The 17,999-nt window shown below is 34.0% G+C and carries 16 protein-coding genes; 8 read left to right on the forward strand and 8 right to left on the reverse strand.

Going from position 1 to position 17,999, the window contains the following annotated elements; genetic code table 11:
* Positions 1-685: 685 nt before the first annotated feature.
* From NFRAN_RS08465 to NFRAN_RS08475, 3 genes are all read left to right on the forward strand, one after another.
* On the forward strand, positions 686-1,402 hold the full coding sequence (locus tag NFRAN_RS08465) for a hypothetical protein (RefSeq protein WP_134484579.1): 717 nt from the start codon (positions 686-688) through the stop codon (positions 1,400-1,402).
* A gap of 649 nt (positions 1,403-2,051) precedes the next feature.
* Entirely contained in the window at positions 2,052-3,137 is a 1,086-nt protein-coding gene (locus tag NFRAN_RS08470; RefSeq protein ID WP_134484580.1) for a helix-turn-helix domain-containing protein, read from the forward strand.
* A 330-nt stretch (positions 3,138-3,467) separates the two neighbouring features.
* Positions 3,468-3,917: a hypothetical protein gene (locus NFRAN_RS08475; RefSeq protein ID WP_134484581.1), complete on the forward strand. Its 450-nt coding sequence runs from the start codon at positions 3,468-3,470 to the stop codon at positions 3,915-3,917.
* A gap of 489 nt (positions 3,918-4,406) precedes the next feature.
* Here the strand turns inward: NFRAN_RS08475 and NFRAN_RS08480 are convergent, their stop codons facing one another.
* The 3 genes from NFRAN_RS08480 to NFRAN_RS08490 all read right to left on the reverse strand — a co-directional run bounded on the left by NFRAN_RS08480 (position 4,407) and on the right by NFRAN_RS08490 (position 5,948).
* Positions 4,407-4,988, reverse strand: a complete 582-nt coding sequence (locus NFRAN_RS08480; RefSeq protein WP_134484582.1) for a HAMP domain-containing histidine kinase — start codon at positions 4,986-4,988, stop codon at positions 4,407-4,409.
* A 93-nt stretch (positions 4,989-5,081) separates the two neighbouring features.
* Positions 5,082-5,705 (reverse strand): hypothetical protein, encoded by a 624-nt coding sequence (locus tag NFRAN_RS08485; protein ID WP_134484583.1) that lies wholly within the window; start codon positions 5,703-5,705, stop codon positions 5,082-5,084.
* A 63-nt stretch (positions 5,706-5,768) separates the two neighbouring features.
* Positions 5,769-5,948, reverse strand: coding sequence for a hypothetical protein (locus NFRAN_RS08490; RefSeq protein ID WP_134484584.1), 180 nt, complete (start codon positions 5,946-5,948; stop codon positions 5,769-5,771).
* Positions 5,949-7,295: 1,347 nt separating this feature from the next.
* Here NFRAN_RS08490 and NFRAN_RS08495 point away from each other — a divergent pair.
* Entirely contained in the window at positions 7,296-7,634 is a 339-nt protein-coding gene (locus NFRAN_RS08495) for a hypothetical protein (RefSeq protein ID WP_134484585.1), read from the forward strand.
* 510 nt (positions 7,635-8,144) lie between these two features.
* Positions 8,145-8,693 (forward strand): MarC family protein, encoded by a 549-nt coding sequence (locus tag NFRAN_RS08500; protein ID WP_269472345.1) that lies wholly within the window; start codon positions 8,145-8,147, stop codon positions 8,691-8,693.
* A gap of 447 nt (positions 8,694-9,140) precedes the next feature.
* Here the strand turns inward: NFRAN_RS08500 and NFRAN_RS08505 are convergent, their stop codons facing one another.
* Positions 9,141-11,978 carry a multicopper oxidase domain-containing protein gene (locus NFRAN_RS08505; RefSeq protein ID WP_197731161.1) on the reverse strand — a complete coding sequence of 946 codons (2,838 nt, stop codon included), beginning with the start codon at positions 11,976-11,978 and terminating at the stop codon, positions 9,141-9,143.
* Complete coding sequence (locus tag NFRAN_RS08510; RefSeq protein ID WP_134484587.1) at positions 11,959-13,014, reverse strand: multicopper oxidase domain-containing protein; 1,056 nt, start codon at positions 13,012-13,014, stop codon at positions 11,959-11,961. The genes NFRAN_RS08505 and NFRAN_RS08510 overlap by 20 nt, the downstream gene beginning before the upstream one ends.
* A gap of 759 nt (positions 13,015-13,773) precedes the next feature.
* On the opposite strand from NFRAN_RS08510, the gene NFRAN_RS08515 reads away from it, so the two are divergent.
* Together NFRAN_RS08515 and NFRAN_RS08520 are read left to right on the forward strand one after the other, a co-directional pair.
* The gene (locus tag NFRAN_RS08515; RefSeq protein ID WP_134484588.1) at positions 13,774-14,316 is read left to right on the forward strand and encodes a 4Fe-4S dicluster domain-containing protein; all 543 of its coding nucleotides are present in this window, start codon (positions 13,774-13,776) and stop codon (positions 14,314-14,316) included.
* A gap of 48 nt (positions 14,317-14,364) precedes the next feature.
* Complete coding sequence (locus NFRAN_RS08520) at positions 14,365-14,661, forward strand: antibiotic biosynthesis monooxygenase family protein (protein ID WP_134484589.1); 297 nt, start codon at positions 14,365-14,367, stop codon at positions 14,659-14,661.
* 140 nt (positions 14,662-14,801) lie between these two features.
* Here the strand turns inward: NFRAN_RS08520 and NFRAN_RS08525 are convergent, their stop codons facing one another.
* Positions 14,802-15,395 carry a hemerythrin domain-containing protein gene (locus NFRAN_RS08525; protein WP_172602225.1) on the reverse strand — a complete coding sequence of 198 codons (594 nt, stop codon included), beginning with the start codon at positions 15,393-15,395 and terminating at the stop codon, positions 14,802-14,804.
* A 265-nt stretch (positions 15,396-15,660) separates the two neighbouring features.
* Here NFRAN_RS08525 and NFRAN_RS08530 point away from each other — a divergent pair, with 265 nt between their 5' ends.
* Complete coding sequence (locus NFRAN_RS08530; protein ID WP_134484591.1) at positions 15,661-16,233, forward strand: NAD(P)H-dependent oxidoreductase; 573 nt, start codon at positions 15,661-15,663, stop codon at positions 16,231-16,233.
* Positions 16,234-16,440: 207 nt separating this feature from the next.
* Here NFRAN_RS08530 and NFRAN_RS08535 read toward each other — a convergent pair whose 3' ends face one another.
* Both NFRAN_RS08535 and NFRAN_RS08540 read right to left on the reverse strand, forming a co-directional pair.
* Positions 16,441-16,680: a hypothetical protein gene (locus tag NFRAN_RS08535; RefSeq protein WP_134484592.1), complete on the reverse strand. Its 240-nt coding sequence runs from the start codon at positions 16,678-16,680 to the stop codon at positions 16,441-16,443.
* A gap of 163 nt (positions 16,681-16,843) precedes the next feature.
* Positions 16,844-17,668 carry an alpha/beta fold hydrolase gene (locus NFRAN_RS08540; RefSeq protein ID WP_134484593.1) on the reverse strand — a complete coding sequence of 275 codons (825 nt, stop codon included), beginning with the start codon at positions 17,666-17,668 and terminating at the stop codon, positions 16,844-16,846.
* Positions 17,669-17,999: the final 331 nt, after the last annotated feature.

Here is a 17,999-nt window from a genome sequence, read left to right on the forward strand (position 1 = left end):
ACATCTGTTAATATGTTAATTTTTATCTTTTTGGTTTATCATCATAGTTATCACTATTAAAAATATTAGATAAAGAAATATCAGAGTAGATCTTGAATAGGTCATATTTTTTTTCTTTAATTAATGGAGTATTATCAGTTTACCGTCTTGAAAAATGATCCTTATCTGGACCAATTGCGAATCTTATTCATTATTGATTATTCATAAAGAACTTCGTAGCCTCTTGGGAAGATATAGTTAATACCACTACATATATCCATATGATGAGAATGCTAAAGCAGTTATTATTAAATCAACCAGCAATAGATATTTTGTAATGGCTTATGGCCTCCTGCAATTTCAGATCGGTACCGATACAGGTAGTCAAGCCATAGAACATGATTCTTCATATCGAGCTAAGACTGTGATCTGATTGATAAATAACAACGGTAAAAAGAATTGCAGTTAATAATAAGCAAAATCCTATTTACCCAACTAATTACAAAATGTCCATGGTCGATCGACATCGTACTTATATTGCAGTTTCATAAAATTGACCTTTTAATCTAGTTTAAAGTGATCCAAGCCATTGACAAATAAATACTGAAAAGTTTTATTTGGATCGAAGTCAAAAACTAAAAAGGTAATGATTCCAAGTATCTCGAAATCTACTAGTCTTTTATAACTTGTTTAGCAAGATATTATCATGTCTAGTATTAATGAAAACGAAACAGAATCGTCCGCCATAATTAAAGAAATTATTCCAGGTAAAAATAATGACTTTAACGAGAAATCCATTAGCCAGAATGACAACAGCAATAATAATAATCCCATACCCTCCATTCAAAGATATGATGAACAAGAATCTGCGCAAGCTGTAACTGAATTCCTAGATGAGAAAGAAAAACTGATGAATAAAAGTACGAATGAAGCGGAGGATCATACTCCTAATTCGAATCAAGCGACTATCAACAATACTAGGAAAGTAATGAACCATGCATCAAAGGATACCAGAGAAAGCCATCTAGAAATCCAGAAACAATTTCCTGATCCCTTTCAATCGATCTTTACCCCATACTTTCAAAACACACAGAACCAATTTAAGAATAACCAAGACTACTTCAATAACATATTAGAATTATATGGTAAGATAGTAAACAATTACGTAGAAAGCGCTTTAGCTTTCAATACAATTTTCAATGAAGCAGTATCTTCAAGTATGAATTCTTGGAGAAATGCGTTTGATACATCATCATCATCATCATCGATTAATCGAAGAGGTAGTTTCAAAGTAGATAGCGGAAGAAATTCAGACGAAAATTCAACAGACGTGAAGGCAACATTTTCCTGTGAAACATGCGGACAAATTTTTGACTCTAGACAAAATTTAAAGGAACATACCAGCATCACTCACTACAAATAATTTTTTATACAGCACAACTATTGTCATTTGTTGTAGAAAGAATCATCCAATTGTAATTTGAGACAGAAGCACCAAAAAAGGCTAAGCACATTAGCTTATTTCAATCCAATTGACATGTGGTTTCAATATTGTAGGTAATATTCAACTGTTAGGTTGTAAGATAGAAGGCATCCAAAAGATATTGATAAACACTTACTAGACATTGATTTCATATAAGTAATATAGAGTATAACTGGTATCAAATAATGGATATCGCAAGTATTATCTGAATCTTAATTTAAATCTCAGGATTGAATGCTTAGTAATGTATTGACTTTGTATTTCTCGTTACACCTCATAATCAACATCAAACTATTTGTAAACATGATTACTTGATTCCTTGTTAATACTCTATTAATAGAGAATGCATATTCCGATTCTAGAAATTATACGCCACCACTACCAACTGGCATTCTCGAGAACTGATAATTGCCCTTCTTATTGCCAGATAGAGTTTTTAATATAGCTGAAGACAAGTGAAAATTACAACTTGTTTGAACCCGCTCTAATAAAACATGTACAAAACACTCTAATTCTAGCGTAATTTTAATCTGAACGATATGGTGAATGATAGTTAGAAGCTTTATAAGCATTTTAGTAGATAGATCTCATGTTAAAAATAGATAAAGAAAACTATTACGAAGTAATTCGACTTTATCTACATGGATACTCCATGGCAGAGGTGTCAAGGATAATTGGTACAGTTTCCAAAACAACGGTCTATAATATCGTTCATGACTGGTTTAAGAAAGTCTCTTCTGGAAATATAGAAGATGTAAGATTCTTTATGCGAGTCTTGAGAGAAAAAGGGATAACCATAGAGGATTGTAATGAGGGTTTTAGAACGCAACAAATGTTAAAAGAATTTGAAATTCCCGAAGAGCCTTATGACTGGATAACAGAAGGAAATGAATTTGCCGCCGTCGATGGTCAAGGTAGCAGTTGTAATAGCAATCACAGTCTCTATCATCCAGACGAGTCAAAATTGATTTCAAAGAAAGAATCCCTTTTAGATATAATCCCCCATAGTAGAAAAAATATTCAGACATATAGAAAGAAAAAAGACGAGATGTTTGGAAAGTCAAAACTAGGCATAAATCCAGTCTCATATTTTGTGCAAACACTATACAATGAATGCAAAACTCACAGGGTAACTCCCCCAATAGCAGTCAAGTGGACAAGAGACATACTAGACTTCTTTTCAGTCAAGAATTCTTCTCTCGGTTCGTATCCAAACTTAAATGAGCAAATACTTGAAGATATGCCTGAACGTAACAAGGACAGCTATAAAGGTGATGATAATAGCAACCAAGCTAATTACATAATCTCATATACTGAATATAGTAGTATTTCAACTGTTCAAAAAGATCCGAGTGTCAATGAATTCGATCTACCGCTTGTTTCAAAGGTATCTTTTTTTATTGATCGGAAGAAGGCTGAAATTAACAAGTTATTGGAGTTAGAAGAAAAGGTGAGAGTCAAGATACGAGAACAGGTTAAACAAAGGGCCAACATAGAATCGAAAATCCAAAACCTCGTAGGAAAGTATGAAGAAAAATTTCGTTATTTGGAACAATATAAAAATCTAGAGCAGGAATTATACGCTAAATACAAATTAAAGCTTGACAACGAGATGAGCCATTTTGTAAAGCAATTTTTGATTTTAAACATTACGACTACGAACCTTGGCGTATAACATCAGAATACAAAAATATAGAATCATTAAAGCAATCTAAAATATCTCTGCAAGAAGACATCAAAGAACAAAGATCAGTAAGAGACCACTTATCAAGACAGATTTCTATTCTTAAGAATCAATTATGTTTTTGCACTCAGGAAATTAGTACCTACAAAGATCTATGTGGTTATGGTTTTGGGTTAAAGGAGTTAAAAATAGTACGACAAACACTTGTACAAATTGCGGTTGCAAATCATATGAGACCCGAAGAAGTAGGAAAAAAATTTCTAAAGGATATAGAAGACCAAATATGATGACAAGGTTGGATTCGAAAATATAATTGAGGAATTGAAAACGGAAAAGATAAAGATAAAAGAAGAGATTCCATTGCATAAAAGCACGTTAACACTGCAGGCTTTGGCAAGTGTTTCTCTTTTAAATTTACATAATAACGGAGTAACCGACATAGATATTATTTTACTAAATAGCTTAGTATCAGAGTGTATAGATACTGATTCTTTTTCTAATGTGTTAGATAATCAAAATGATGACAATTATGACAACAATGAGATGTACTTTTCAAAACACATGAACAATAATAACATTAACCAAAGTAACTCCAACAAACAATTCGGTAACATGCAAAACAATCTCTGCAAATGGAAAATATTTATACAAAAATTGAGAAAAATAAAAAATTCAAATTCCTTGATAAAAAGCAAGAGTCTGCATCCAAATACTCTTGTTGACCAGACAAATGAATTGACTGACAGAAAGCAGGGTCTTGAGTCATTATAAGGAAATGAATAATTCATTCAAGCAAATTTACCATCTTTTTTTTGAAGCGACCTGCCTGATTATGGAGATCCAATATCTAAGATCAGTTTGATTATTCATACACTGTGAGCGCTCTTTTATTAATTCACATATTGTTTGGTATGAGAGAATTATAGAATTCTATTTGGATCCAAGAATAACTTAACATGGCAAGCAATTCTATAATCATCGATCTTATTGCATTTAATGCTCTTATGATGATATTGGTATCAGGCTCCGTGATCCATGAGAAACATAGTGAAAATATTGTTCTTAATATGGAGACTTGATTTTTGAAGATAACGTTATTTTAGGTATTATTTGACATAACCTATGTATATAGAACCATAACTTAAAGTGAATTTTTGCAGTCGATCAATATTTTTAGAAGGTATATTCAGTTAATATATTTAACTTCGAGACTGCTGAGATTCTATAGTCGATAATGATCACAATAATGTTGTATATGTATCATGACATTTCATATATGGACGGACGGTTATCATTCAGAAAGTGACAAACTAAATGCGAAGGTTGTACCCTTTTCATTTTCATTATTTTGAACCCAAATTTGTCCGCCATGTGCCTCGATGATGCTCTGAAATATACAACCCTAAGCCAGTGCCTTGGCTTGATTTGGAAGTAAATTTGGTAAATAGTCAGCAAAATATCAGCATCTATTCCCATCCATCTGTCTCTTATTGATACTATAACCCACTTCATCATATTCGTTACATCATCCTGGTTTTCCTTAACATCATTTGTTGTTGTTGGTTTGACTACTCTATTGTCAACAGGTGTATGTTTATAGTCTATAGCATTTTTCTGAACCTTCTTGACTGTAATAGTAATGGGTTTGCCATCTGAAAATTTTATGGCATTTGTTATTAGATTTGTCAAAACTTCGACTATTCTTATCTTGTCAGCAAAAACCATTATTGGATCTTTCGTAGATTCAAAATTGATTCTAACGTTTTTTAAGTTACTTAATAAAGGATTTAATATATTTCCACTGTTAATATCCTTTAAAACGTTTTGAATTTTCTCATTCAAATCAAAATACTCTTTATGAAGATCAAATTTCTGACTTTCAATTCTTGATATATCTAAAATATTATTTACAAGTTTCTCAAGTCTCTGTGAGTTTCAATATGTTGAAACAAGGCTATCTTTGAATTGTCGTCGTTTGTTATTGTCTTTAGCCAATTCGTCAAATTCCTTATCAAAACTGTCTTGCTTTTGCTCTTCTGATCTTGCGAAAAGGGGTGGAAGACAAGTCATTTCAATCAGCTCAAGATTTCCACCTATCGCTTGTGAAGGCGTTCTTAACTCATGAGCAGCAATATTGATAAATTCTTTTTGCGCCTTGTCTTGGAGGGTTAGGTACTCATTTGTTTTTCTCAATTTATCCGCTGTTTCTTTTAGTTGAGTTGTTTTTTGTTTGACCACTCCTTGCAGTGTATTATTCCATTTTAGTAATATGATTGCAATGATTCCTGTCACAGCAAGAATTAATATGATTATGAGAAAATTGGTTATCTGTTGATTATCAATCAATAACGCAACATCATCAGCTAAGATATGAGGAATGGTAATAATTAAAGTTCCAATACTATTTGTGAATTGAGGATCTCTGTTAATTCCTGGTCCAATCACTGGTTCGTATGCTATTATTGTTCTTGTATTCCCAAAATTAAATTCACTCATACCGCCTTCCGAATTTAGTGCTTCATTTATTATATCATTAAATTCCCCAGCTCTATCTTTCAAAATCGATCTTAAATAAGGTTGAAAGTCGTTACCGAAGATATGTCTGCCAATATAAGTTTGATTCTATGAATATATTATGGAGCCGTTTTTGTTTATTAATGCTATCTCACCGTTGAATTTGGGATGTACTTGGCCTTCAAGATAATTTCCAAGAGTTTTTGCTTCAATAGATGCAACTATAACTCCTTGAAAGGATGTCGAATTGATGATGGGTTGTGAATCTGATGAGGTCGTTTGATTCATTCCTATAATAGGATATGAAATGTAGATTCTAGGTATATTATCATTAGAATCTATAACAGTGCTTATATAAGGAGTTGGATTCTCTCTTGGAATCTGATAGTACTCTCTCTTAGGTCAATATCTATGTAACCTTTGTTCGGTTCTATGTTTATTTGTAAATCATTTATAACAAGCTCGAATTTGATTTGCCGTTTGTGTAAAATAATTATACGAAAATATTGCCGCTAAGATCGATGATATAAAAACGATGGATAGAATGGAGTCTTTTTACTGTAATCCAATAACCAGAATATTTTATCAAAGTTAATATGTTTTGGTCAAGATTAACCTGGGTTGTACATTTGATTCTAGGAATAGTCCAATAATAATATTCATGACGCTTATCCTAAAGGCTCATCGTGTTGTATTGTTTATACGAATAGGAAAATAAGGTATTTTATCAACTAAGGTCAACAAAAGAATTTTCAAACTCACAAATGAAAATGTTGTGATAATAATGCGTCCATCAAGGTATAGATTAGATTACTGTTAACAATGTCAAATCTTATAACGTTATAATATATGAAAGAAATATGGCAAATTTGTTCAGAAAATTGAAAAATATTAAAAAAGCTGATTACTTATGCTCATAATATATCATGAGAATAAGCAATCGTTATGCATTTGCCTTTTCGATTTGCAGATTTATCGTGAACTATTTGTAAATACAGAATATTCTGATAGAATGGTGATGTGAGACTGAAAACCTCATCTTTCGAATCATTAGTTTATGACATCTTCCAATACTCTACTAGAACCTATAGATTTCAAATATAATGTGTCCTTATTTTAGGAATTTAAATTTATATTGGTCAAGTATTTTTATGGCTATGTGTCTATATAGAGCTCGAAAATACCTGTGGTAAAAGGTGTAGCTATAATCGTAAATAAGCGAAATTTCTATGAAGTTGCATTTATTATTTTTCAAAATCAATAACCAGATTCAATAAAAGCAATATGACAGAATAAACAATACTTATTTAAATCAGAGAATAAATCCTAAATAAAGTAATTGTTTGTTATATTTAGAAATATCTTATATTTTTTCTTTTATCTAATTCATTGTATACGGTTGTTTCTTAACGGTCAATAGACGATGATATATTTCGAAATCTGTCTGAGATGATAATAAAAGTATATAATTATAATATGTCATATTCAGTAAATACTGACAAGTACTTTGTACTTGTAAGCGTTTTGTGAGACAGAAACACCTTATAGTTACCTCTAATATATAGAGTAACCCCTACTACCAACTTTTCATATTTTATTATAATGGTATATAAAATATGTTATACTAGATGTATCATGCTAGTAGGTATTCTGATGATAATTACTTTAGCTCTTATTCCATTAACATACGCTGTTTATGCCCAAGATACGGAGGAGGGTGGAATATTGGACCTCTTTGATGGCCAATCGGATAGTAATTCTAATGTTTCTTTCGTACCTGGAGAAAATATGCAGGGAGCATACTCTGGAGAACTTAGAACTACTCCTGGACTAGAGAATGAACTTAATAATACAATTGGAAATCGAACTCAAACCATGGATCCAAATTTTGAAATCAAATCTATAGAAGAATATGAGAGTAATTCCTCTGATTGGACCAAAATAGATCCCTTCCCTGAAGGAAGATCTGACTAATGAGAACAAAGTAATAATTAGTTCCAAATTTGTCCCAAGACTAGAGCTTTACGTACACGAATAGTTGCGAAACTGATTTCATGAAATCAATACAAATATCATAGCACTTCCATATCTACAATACCTTCGCCTCATAAAACAGTGTGTTTGCACAACAATAAAGTTACCATTGAACCGTAAACCAAAGATAATTGAAGATGGTAGGAATGTTGTGTCGCAAATATGTATTTTAAAAACACGAGATTTACTCGGTTAAATCTATCTATGAAACTTGTTGACTAAATTGGAATTGAGATATTCTACAATTTTGTGAAATTAATAAATCTTCTCAATAACATGGTATCTTATTTCATCCAACTGGTGGTATAATAATAAAATCGTTAACCCACTAATATTAATAGTATAAATTCAAATAAGTGTAATGGTATTCGATATAGGTGCTGTAACATTATATGATTTTATTTTATTCATGAATATCTCTGGAGATGGCCTTTTAAAAGCCAAGCCACTATATCTCTTTTTGCTGTAATTAATCCGATAGGTACCATACCATTATTTGTAAGTATTACTCATAAAATGCAAGAAAAAGAACGAAATAGTATAGTAAAAACCACCGTTATTACTGCAGGGGGTTTATTAATGATCTTTGCCATTGCAGGAACGCAAATTCTGTCCATATTTGGGATAACACTATCAAGCTTCATGATTGCTGGTGGAATACTTCTTTTTGTGGTTTCTATAGAACTGTTAACTCATGGTGGCTGGAGATTTGGGGGAACTATTTCTGATGAATCTGGTGTAGTTCCGTTAGCATTTCCCCTACTGGCTGGTCCAGGTGCTATAACAACTGTGATATTGTCTTTCCAAACATCAGGGTTAATGGTAACATTACTTTCAATCGCGATTGTGATTGGGATTACTTGTGTGATATTCTTTCTAACCGGATCGATATATCGGATACTTGGCAGACGTGGTTCATTGATCATTACTAGGATTCTAGCGGTTCTGGTCGCAGCAATTGCTGTACAGTACGTAGTGGATGGGTTGAAAACAATGTAACCTAAATATGCATTTTATAATAATGGCTATCATCAGCATGAAATTTGAGCTGACACTGACATCTTGTAACTATAATACAACTGAAAGGAGCATTTTTTTTGTGTTTGTAGCGAATATGTGTTTATTTGAATTATCCGGACAAGATTATATCCTTCATACATATAAACCAGATATAGGATCAGTTTAGATGATAATCTTGGTAACTTATATAAGTAAATTACTATTTCTATTTTATTACAATTCAATATGTATCTGGTAATTACATGAACATGAGATTAATGATGGTGAGGGTAAATTAAAAACTATTACAAAAGTTGTTTCAAAACTTTAGACTAAAATATCAGAAGAAAAAGTTACCGAGTTCTAGTCAAAATACTTCATTTTTGTTGAATAATAAGTTATTAGAAAGAAAAAAAATGTTGTATATCGATTGTCTGTCTTGATTGATCATCCCTCTGCTGATAGTGGGTTCTGTTGCTTCTCGGTTAATAGACTCTTCCAATGATCTGGAAGGTTTTGCACCCAGCCATTGTAAACATTGGGTATCGCCAACACACCTTGTCCCCCTGTTCCTTCCAACCCTGATATTTTGTCATCCGTTTTGGTATCGTTTGATGCCACAAGTAAAACCTTTCCTGCAATCATTGCATCTGTAGGATTACCATCATTGTTTGGATCGCCGTCTACTACTATGGCCTCATTTGAAAATGTACTGGAAACATATGCGTAGTATCCACCTCCCTTCTTTGCACCGAAATTAACTCCATGACATCCAGGATCGCATGGTAATTCTTTTACTATTTGGTCAGTTTCAGTATCCAGTATTGTGATTGTACCGCCGGTATTTGCTGTTACCATGTACTGGCCATCTGGACTGACCGGAGTTTGTATTGGAAGGAAACCAGTAGGTCCTGTTGTATTACCTGTTATTGGATCATAATTTGCAAGCAAATCAATCTGTTTTATTAGACTTGCATTGGTAGTATTTATGACACTCAAAGTGCTATCAAAAAAGTCAGCAACGTATGACTTACTGCCATCTGGTATCATTCCAACTGCTACTGGAGATACTCCGGTTTTTACTTTTCCAATTATTTTATCTTGCATCATGTCATATATGGTTGTGGTCCCAGTAAGTGCGTCTGGAGTTACCATGTATCTGTCATCCGAACTCATCCAGTGACCATGAGGATGGGTTGAAGGTGAGGCTGGAGGTTGTAGCAAGATAAAATCCGTAAGGTTGAATTCTGGATTTGGCGAAACTACAGTAACTCCGTCTTCTCCGTTTAACGCGATATATAGTTCGTCTGTTTTAGTTCCGGTCATTACATGAGATGGATCATCTCCTACCTGTACATCCTTTACGAGTTTTCCTGTTGTGCGATCAAAGATGGTTGTTCTGTTATCAAACCACTGAGTTTGGTAAATGAGGTCTTGATTCTTGTCTGTCCACATGTTATGAGGATTATTCATGTTGATCTCGGGGAGTGAAACCTTCTTACTTACCTTCCATGTGGTGCCGTTAATTGCAGTAGCGGTTCCTGGTTTTGTCTTGCCAGCGGTTTTCTCAAATTGTGTATCAATCCATATTTCTCCAACTGCGGGAATCGATGGGTTTGATAGTGGAGTCAGCGTAATATTTTGACCGAAAGTATCCTCTAACACGTCCTTGACATTGACAACAGTTCCATTCGTAACTCTCGCATCTACGTTTGGATAGGAAACATACCATGGTTGGGAGACATTTGTATAATCCTGCCAGTTTGATGGAGAAGTTGCAACAAAAAATGTCCTTAATAACTTTAGGGCTAACTCACTATTTGTAGGAATAGTAGCTCCATTTACTAAAGTGAGTTCTTCACCCAAGTCCAATCCCTCTGTATCTGGATCGTCAACAATAACTGCGGCAAGCATGAAGGGGTGAAGACTACATGCGAATACGTATAATCCCGGTTCGACTAATTTGACTATTGCTCCTCCCTTATAGGCCATCATTTGACTAAATGGCATATTGCTGGCGTTCTTGGGATGAATGATGCTTGATACGGTATGCACGCCATTTGTGCTATCCATCATAAAGTAAACCGTACCAGATTTATTGATCACCGCCAAAGATTCGCTACCTGTGTTTGATATGTCTCCTTTAAGGTTTGCAAACCACTTACCCGGTTCATCGCTAATTGAGAAGGATGCAAAATTCTTGTAAGGTGATGCTCCCGGTATGCTTTTTTGCTCACCTGACCTGTTTTCGGAAGAGATATTCTCTTGTGATGCTTTTGCAGGAAGTACTTTAAATGTAGACATCATGCCTGCTTCCATGTGCGAAAAGACATGACAATGGAATTGCCAGTCGCCAGGACCCACTCCGTCTCCTGCATCTACGACAAATACGTGACTGGTACCTGGATGTATCTCTTTTACATCAATAATATTACTAGTACCTGGATCAACCCATCTGTGGGCATGCAAATGGAATGTATGAGAGTGACCATTGGGGTTTGACGATGGACCAATGCCAACTACGTGGAAACGGATCTTTTGATCTTCTTCTGCTACTGGTACCGGGTTTGTCCATAATGGAGTTTGGGTACCATTGCTACCAATTTCTAATCCCCAAAACGCAGACCCTACCATAAACAATAGAACTTCTTTATCCAGTTCGTTAAGAGAAATTGAAGTAATTTTTCCATTTACTAAGGCTTCAATCATCTTGTCTTGCGGATTTACTATCACTACACCATAAAGTCCTCTGTCCCCTAACTCATCGTCCTGATATACAAAAGTTCCAGGATTAGATGCGACAAAGTTTTCTCTGGTGGTATTTCCGTCTAGATGATTGATGATCACATGAGCGCTATCACCCTCATTTATCACAATGGCCGGTCCTGGGATAGTGGCAAGTGGGCTATAGCTACTTGTAACATTTAATCTTGTACCATTGCCACCATCAATCAGATGCTGAACCATCTTATATGCTGGTTCGCCATCGGGTAACAGTTCTTCTTTGAGAACTATATTATGAGTATTTAGATTATTTTTGGTTATGTTGCTTCCATCACTATTAGTGATATTTGATGATAAAGTATCGAAAACCTTGTCATCATTTTTATTTGTTTGACCTACTGATGTAAGTGGTTCTATGCCCTTAACTACCCCAGAGGGTATTAGGATAGGGGCAAGCAGCAGTATAGCCATTGTTGTCGAGAGAAAGAATTTGGTGGTTAGCAGATTTTTCCTTGTATTCATGTTGATCAATCTTCCTCCTTTAGATTTTTGCTTGTTCACGGTTATCACCTACTGTGCTATTTAGGCTGATAACTGAAAAATTCCCCTTCATGCCCCCAAGTAAGTTTATCTCTGAATTGTCATAGTATGTACCATTTCTATCTGCCTTAATAGTAAAAACGTGATTTGCAAGCGGTCCAATCACATGCGAATTGATAACCTTATTGGTTCCAGGCTTTAACCATTTAATACCGTCAATGGTAAAATTATGAAAGTCGTTACCTATAGATTGGATATTGAATCGAACAATGCTGTCTTTGTTGGTAGTTAAAGTTGGATTCACACCGAGATTTGAGTGCTTTCCGCCCTTGGTGTAATCAATTTCAGAACCCCAAATTACATCATCATTGACGAACAAGATAAAGTCTTTGTCAATGTCACTTGTGCTCACATTTTTGGGAATACCGTCTACTAATGCAGGTATTCTGTCACTTGACGGATTTATTATGATACTTGAAAAAAGACCTACAGTCTCAAGTCCATCCATACTTTTTCCTAAAGCATTTCTTCCTATGGTGTGATCATGAAATGGCCATGAACCAGCAGTACCATTCGCAGCGTCCCATTCATAAGTATATGGATTCGTAGGTGAGGCAGCCTGATCAGAAACCTTATTCAGATCTTTTAATGTTCCATCACTGGTTATTTTGTAATGGGCACCATGGGTATGGACGCTAGGATATCCCCACCCCATCTCATTTACGAGAGTAATTTTTACTTTATCTCCCTCATTAACAACAATAGTTGGTCCAGGGATGGTGGGTTTGTCCTCATATTTTGATGTTATGTCAACGGTGTTATTATTTATTAGATCTCTGATTAAATAATTATTCATCTTGTATGCAATTCGATCTGAGCTTAGTTCAGCCACCCCAATTTCAATCTCATGTGACTTGGGATGATCTTCTTGCTTTACCTTTGAATTAGATTGAGCGAGCACACTTACAATACTACTTGGTAAGAAACTTGAAATTATCAAACCAACAGTAAATGCTGTAAGTATGTGCTCAAATTTAGGTAACTTGTACATTTTCATAGGTTGATCGACTAATTAATAAAACAGTGTTATATAATAGATCGGTATTGAATGCAAATATATGTAATCTCTTGCAATTTTTTGCATAGATAGGCTTTTTATTTATAATGATACTATTGCATAGCAAATATTTGATATTTATAATACGCTTTTAGACCGGATTATCAGAATATAAATTAGTGATACATACTTAAGTAACCAATTCTTAAATAGATAATGAAATGATTTTGGTAATTAAAAAGATTATGTTGCAAATACAATGTGTACTCTTGATCCATTCATAATGACCACAAAAGATTGCGAATGCTTAAATTGCAATCCTTTGTTTAGAAACCTTATTATAAGTCTAGTACTAAATTAGTATACCTGCCTGCACGTCATCTTGAGCAAACCTTTAGGCAAGTACCGACTTACCATGTTACAAATACCGGCCTATTAGTTTAGGCAAAAACATTCCGACATTGATGCATGGTTGATGGGATATGATTTGGTGTGTTTGTTTGTGCACTTGTACTCTTCATTAAAAATCAAAAGTCAAAGGTCGTGAAGTATATCCCATCATCCATTAATTTTACGGTCTATGTCTTGGATAATTTTTATCACGAAATCAAAACTGCAACTAAAATAATTTGATTGAAAATGTTGATTATGACAAAATTTTCATTTCACATATACACCTGCCATAATAGATTGTAATGCTTGCATGCGTTTGCAAAATAAACATCATGTTTATTTTTATAGAAAATGAGAAGAACACATATGCCAATAGATCCAGAGTTTCCAAAAAACCATAAACCAGTAGGTAAACATCTTCACTCCGATACCGAACATTATCATTTCGTCTGGGGGCCAGGAAGATCCGATGCAGAATCATCAACAAACAAAGTTGTACAAGATGCATACAAGGCTCGAGGAGAAGAATATGTTCCTTTGGGTATACATGGAACAATGGTAGCAGTAGATTGGGACTCTTGCATAGCAGATGGAGCTTGCATAGAGGCATGTCCGGTACAAGTGTTTCAATGGTATAGAACGGAAAATGATGTTCCTGCAAGCGAAATGGTGAATATAACTAGTGCTGGGACAGGTGAAAACCACGATAGAGAAGGTCGAGCAGATTATACTGACAAGTCGGATCCCATTAGAGAACATGATTGTATATGGTGTATGGCCTGTGTATCAGTCTGCCCTCCTCAAGCCATTAAAGTAGATCAATCAAATTTGGAGTACCATGAAAGAGAATCTGGCACTTTTAATGAAGCTTTGTCCAAAGGAAGTACCCCTCCTCCACATAGTCATTGAAAATTGAACGTTTAAAACCACACTCAAATAAGTAGATAGGTATCATACATGATGATTATAGTATTAGGAAAATTTCCAGCAGTATATCAGGGTAAGGAAGAGGAATTTGAAAAATGGTTTAACTGGTCAAATCAACTCCTAAAAGGAACACCCGGATTAATTTCAAGAAGACTTGTAAAAGACAGAACCGGAAATTACTTTGCAATAGTCGAATTTGATTCCTTTGATGCCTTTAAGGCTATGCATTCTAGTGACGTACACAAATTGATTCATAAAAAAGCTTCTCTGTTATTGAACGGTATGCCTAAACCAGAAATCTTTGAGGTGATAAACACAATATCATGATTGTAAATTCCAGATTAAATATTAAAACTCTTGCAGACATTATTTCTGAGTTGGTCGATTAAATTTGCACGATAAATGTGTAGTTATCAAAAAAATAGATATTATTGTCTATAATAACAAATTAGCCATAAATGCTACAATTATTTCATCCATTCTTGTTCTTCTAAATAGTCTATTAGTTTAAGCATTTCCTGAATCCTTATTTCTCCACCTACCTGGTTTTTGCATACTTCATAGTGTTCTAGCAGCCGCTTATCCTCATCTAAGGATAGAGATTTGCTAGCTTCTATCAAATTAAAGAATTTATCCTCTTTCCCTGTGTGGTCGTCTATAAAAACAGCATATGATTTTAGGAACCTCGCTACTGGCTCTTTTAGTTTGGATTCATCAGTGTTTGGTAACGTTTTGTTTCGATTTTTAATACGACTTTCCTTTAAAACCTTTATTTCTCTTCTTAGCATATTCGCTATCCTCCTTCCTAACTCATGTTCAATCAAAAACTTGCGAATATCTTCTGCAAAATCATCTTTTCCCTTTGTTTCGGGGAAGTAGGCTTTTTCTTCCTTTCCGTGATGAAAGTTATCTACAAACTCTTCTATGATTACAGAAATAATTTCAATATGCTCTAAGGGAACTTCTCTATTTGAATACAAATTATCTGAACATTTTTGTGCAATATTTCTTACTCTTCTTATTGTAATATGATCGTTTTTTAGATTTGTAGTAGAACTCAAAGCAATAATATAACTAATTAATGATACTTTTATCTTTATTTCATGTAATCGAATTATCTTGATTTTTGCTTGTTCAAAAATCGATTTAACTGTTTTGTGTATTATTAGAAGGTGCCTATATGTACTATAATCACCAATCCTTGAAATTACTCAAAGTGGTGAAAGTATTCTAACCTGGATTTCGAAATCTCATTTTTATTCAAAAATGGTAATAACAAGTTAACTGATCATTATAAAGTATAAACATTGTCTTATAAATATGAGCATGAATGATAAAATAAAGATACTAGGATTCGCTGGAAGCCTAAGGAAAGAATCCTTCAATAAAGCACTTTTGCACAATGCCGTTAGTCTTGTCCCGGATAATTCAACCCTAGAAATTTTTGAACTTGCTGGCATTCCTCCATTCAATCAAGACACAGAGAAAAACATGCCCGATAAGGTGCGAGAATTCAAATCCAAAATACGTAATGCAGATGCAATTTTGATTAGTACTCCGGAATACAATTATTCCATACCCGGTGTGTTAAAAAATGCTATTGATTCTGCTTCAAGACCATATGGGGACAATCCTTTTGACGGTAAACCGGTCGCAATAATGAGTGCCTCTGTAGGGATGTTGGGAGGATCGAGGGCACAGTATCACCTGCGTCAAATCTTTGTCTTTCTGAATATGTATCCAATTAATAGACCCGAAGTTATGGTCAACTTTGCAGCAGATAAATTTGACTCCAATGGGAATCTAATGGATGAAAATTCGAAAAAACTGATAGGTATGTTAATTAGTAATCTTGTAGATTGGGCCATACTGCTGAAAAATAAAAAAGTCCAATCTTGATTTTATTTGCCTTTTAAAGGAAAAAACAACTGTTTTGTAATAAATTTATTGATTTTGTAGTTGTATTAGTAATAATAAAGCAGAGATGCTTCAAACCTTTGAATTATAAATTTCAATAGAAAGAAAACGATCAAACTCTATGTTATTGCAATAAATCGAGTTTACTTTAATAGTTATTAAAAAAATAAGAATTTGTATTTGTTTTTCTTAATCTTTTATCTTGTATAGATTTTCTGCATCTTCTTTAGATACATTAAACCATAAATTATGACCATCATATCTCTCCGCCAGGTTTTTTGGAATAGAGTATACTTCTTTGTCAACTATACCGGCTTTGGTAATTACAAATTCTTGTTGTATTTCTTGAACTTCTCCAAGGTCTGCATCATTCAAACCTCTGGCTTCCTTTTTTACAACTTCTGTCCAATTGATATTATTAGTACTCATGAATATTTGTGTTCTCTCTACTTTAAATATATGCACCAAAATGCTTAATAATATGATTCCATTTCTAAGTAATTCTTGATATCAAAGACTGTCTAATATGCCTCATAAATAATTTACACTGCATTGTAGATTGTCCTTTCTTGCAAAGTTTCAAAAAGAAAGATCAGTAACCTCTCAAAAGTATTTCCTTGGCTAAATCATATTCATACTCGCCCAATAAGTTGGAATGGCAACTGTTGCTGTTTCCAAGGTTTTCTGCATAATCTAGTGACTCAACGCTTGATAACGAGACCATTCCATCATTAGGCTTTGGAAGCATATTATATCCTATCTCATGGGTTGTATAAAACGTTGAAAGATCACAGTTTCCTGTTCCCGGTTTCCAGTCTCCAGAAATAGTGTAATAATTAGTAAATTGGTTCTGCTCTACTACTGTACTTGGGGATCCTGGCCTCAAGTCGTACACGGCTGGAGTACATATTTCGTTATTTTGTGCTAGCGGAGAACCTGAATTTGGGGTTCCAATCATTATTAGGTTTGCTACATCCTGTGTGTTATTGGCTAGATATACTCTAGCGTCGAGGCCACCTTTGCTATGCCCTATTATGTTAACCTTTTTCTGACCTGTTTTATCCTTTATGTCTCCGATTTGAACAGATAGTTCATGTGCATGATCTGTGGCAGATCCGCATTTATCATCTGATTGTTTGAATGTAATTGGAAAGACTGGAATGTTGTCTTTCTTTAGCCGGTCTTCCCACTTTTTCCACACCGAAGCATCTGTCATATAACCATGTATTAGTAGAACAGGAAGTGGGGATGATACATTCATATTTTCTTCGTCAGTAACAATATCAGTATTTGATGTACTGGCTTGTTGACCATGTGCTGAATAAACAAAAAATACTGTACCAACCATTATCGCAATGACGAGAGTAATAAGCGTCGTAAACTTATAGCTTTTTTTTGTCTTGTTGTTTGATAACATATTGTTTTAGGCATTTTATAGGTTATAAGCTCTGTATATCTAACTTGTTATCATTACAAAGATCAAAGTCTTATGCAAAGAAAGATAAAACAATAAATTATTATAGGTTATTTTGGTAAAAATATGAAATATCTAGTTTAGGTTCACGACCTACTTTTGGATTATTTGTCGATAAATTACTATTTTCCAATAAATTATTCATTTTATAGCACTGTTGGACCAATAGCTGAAAAGGGAATTATACTTGTTCTAAATCCAATACATAAGGTGATCACTTTAGCTCTTTTCTTATGAGACGTTGCCGGATATTCAGATGACTATGACAAGAGTG

Source organism: Candidatus Nitrosocosmicus franklandus (genome assembly GCF_900696045.1).
Lineage (GTDB): Archaea > Thermoproteota > Nitrososphaeria > Nitrososphaerales > Nitrososphaeraceae > Nitrosocosmicus > Nitrosocosmicus franklandus_A.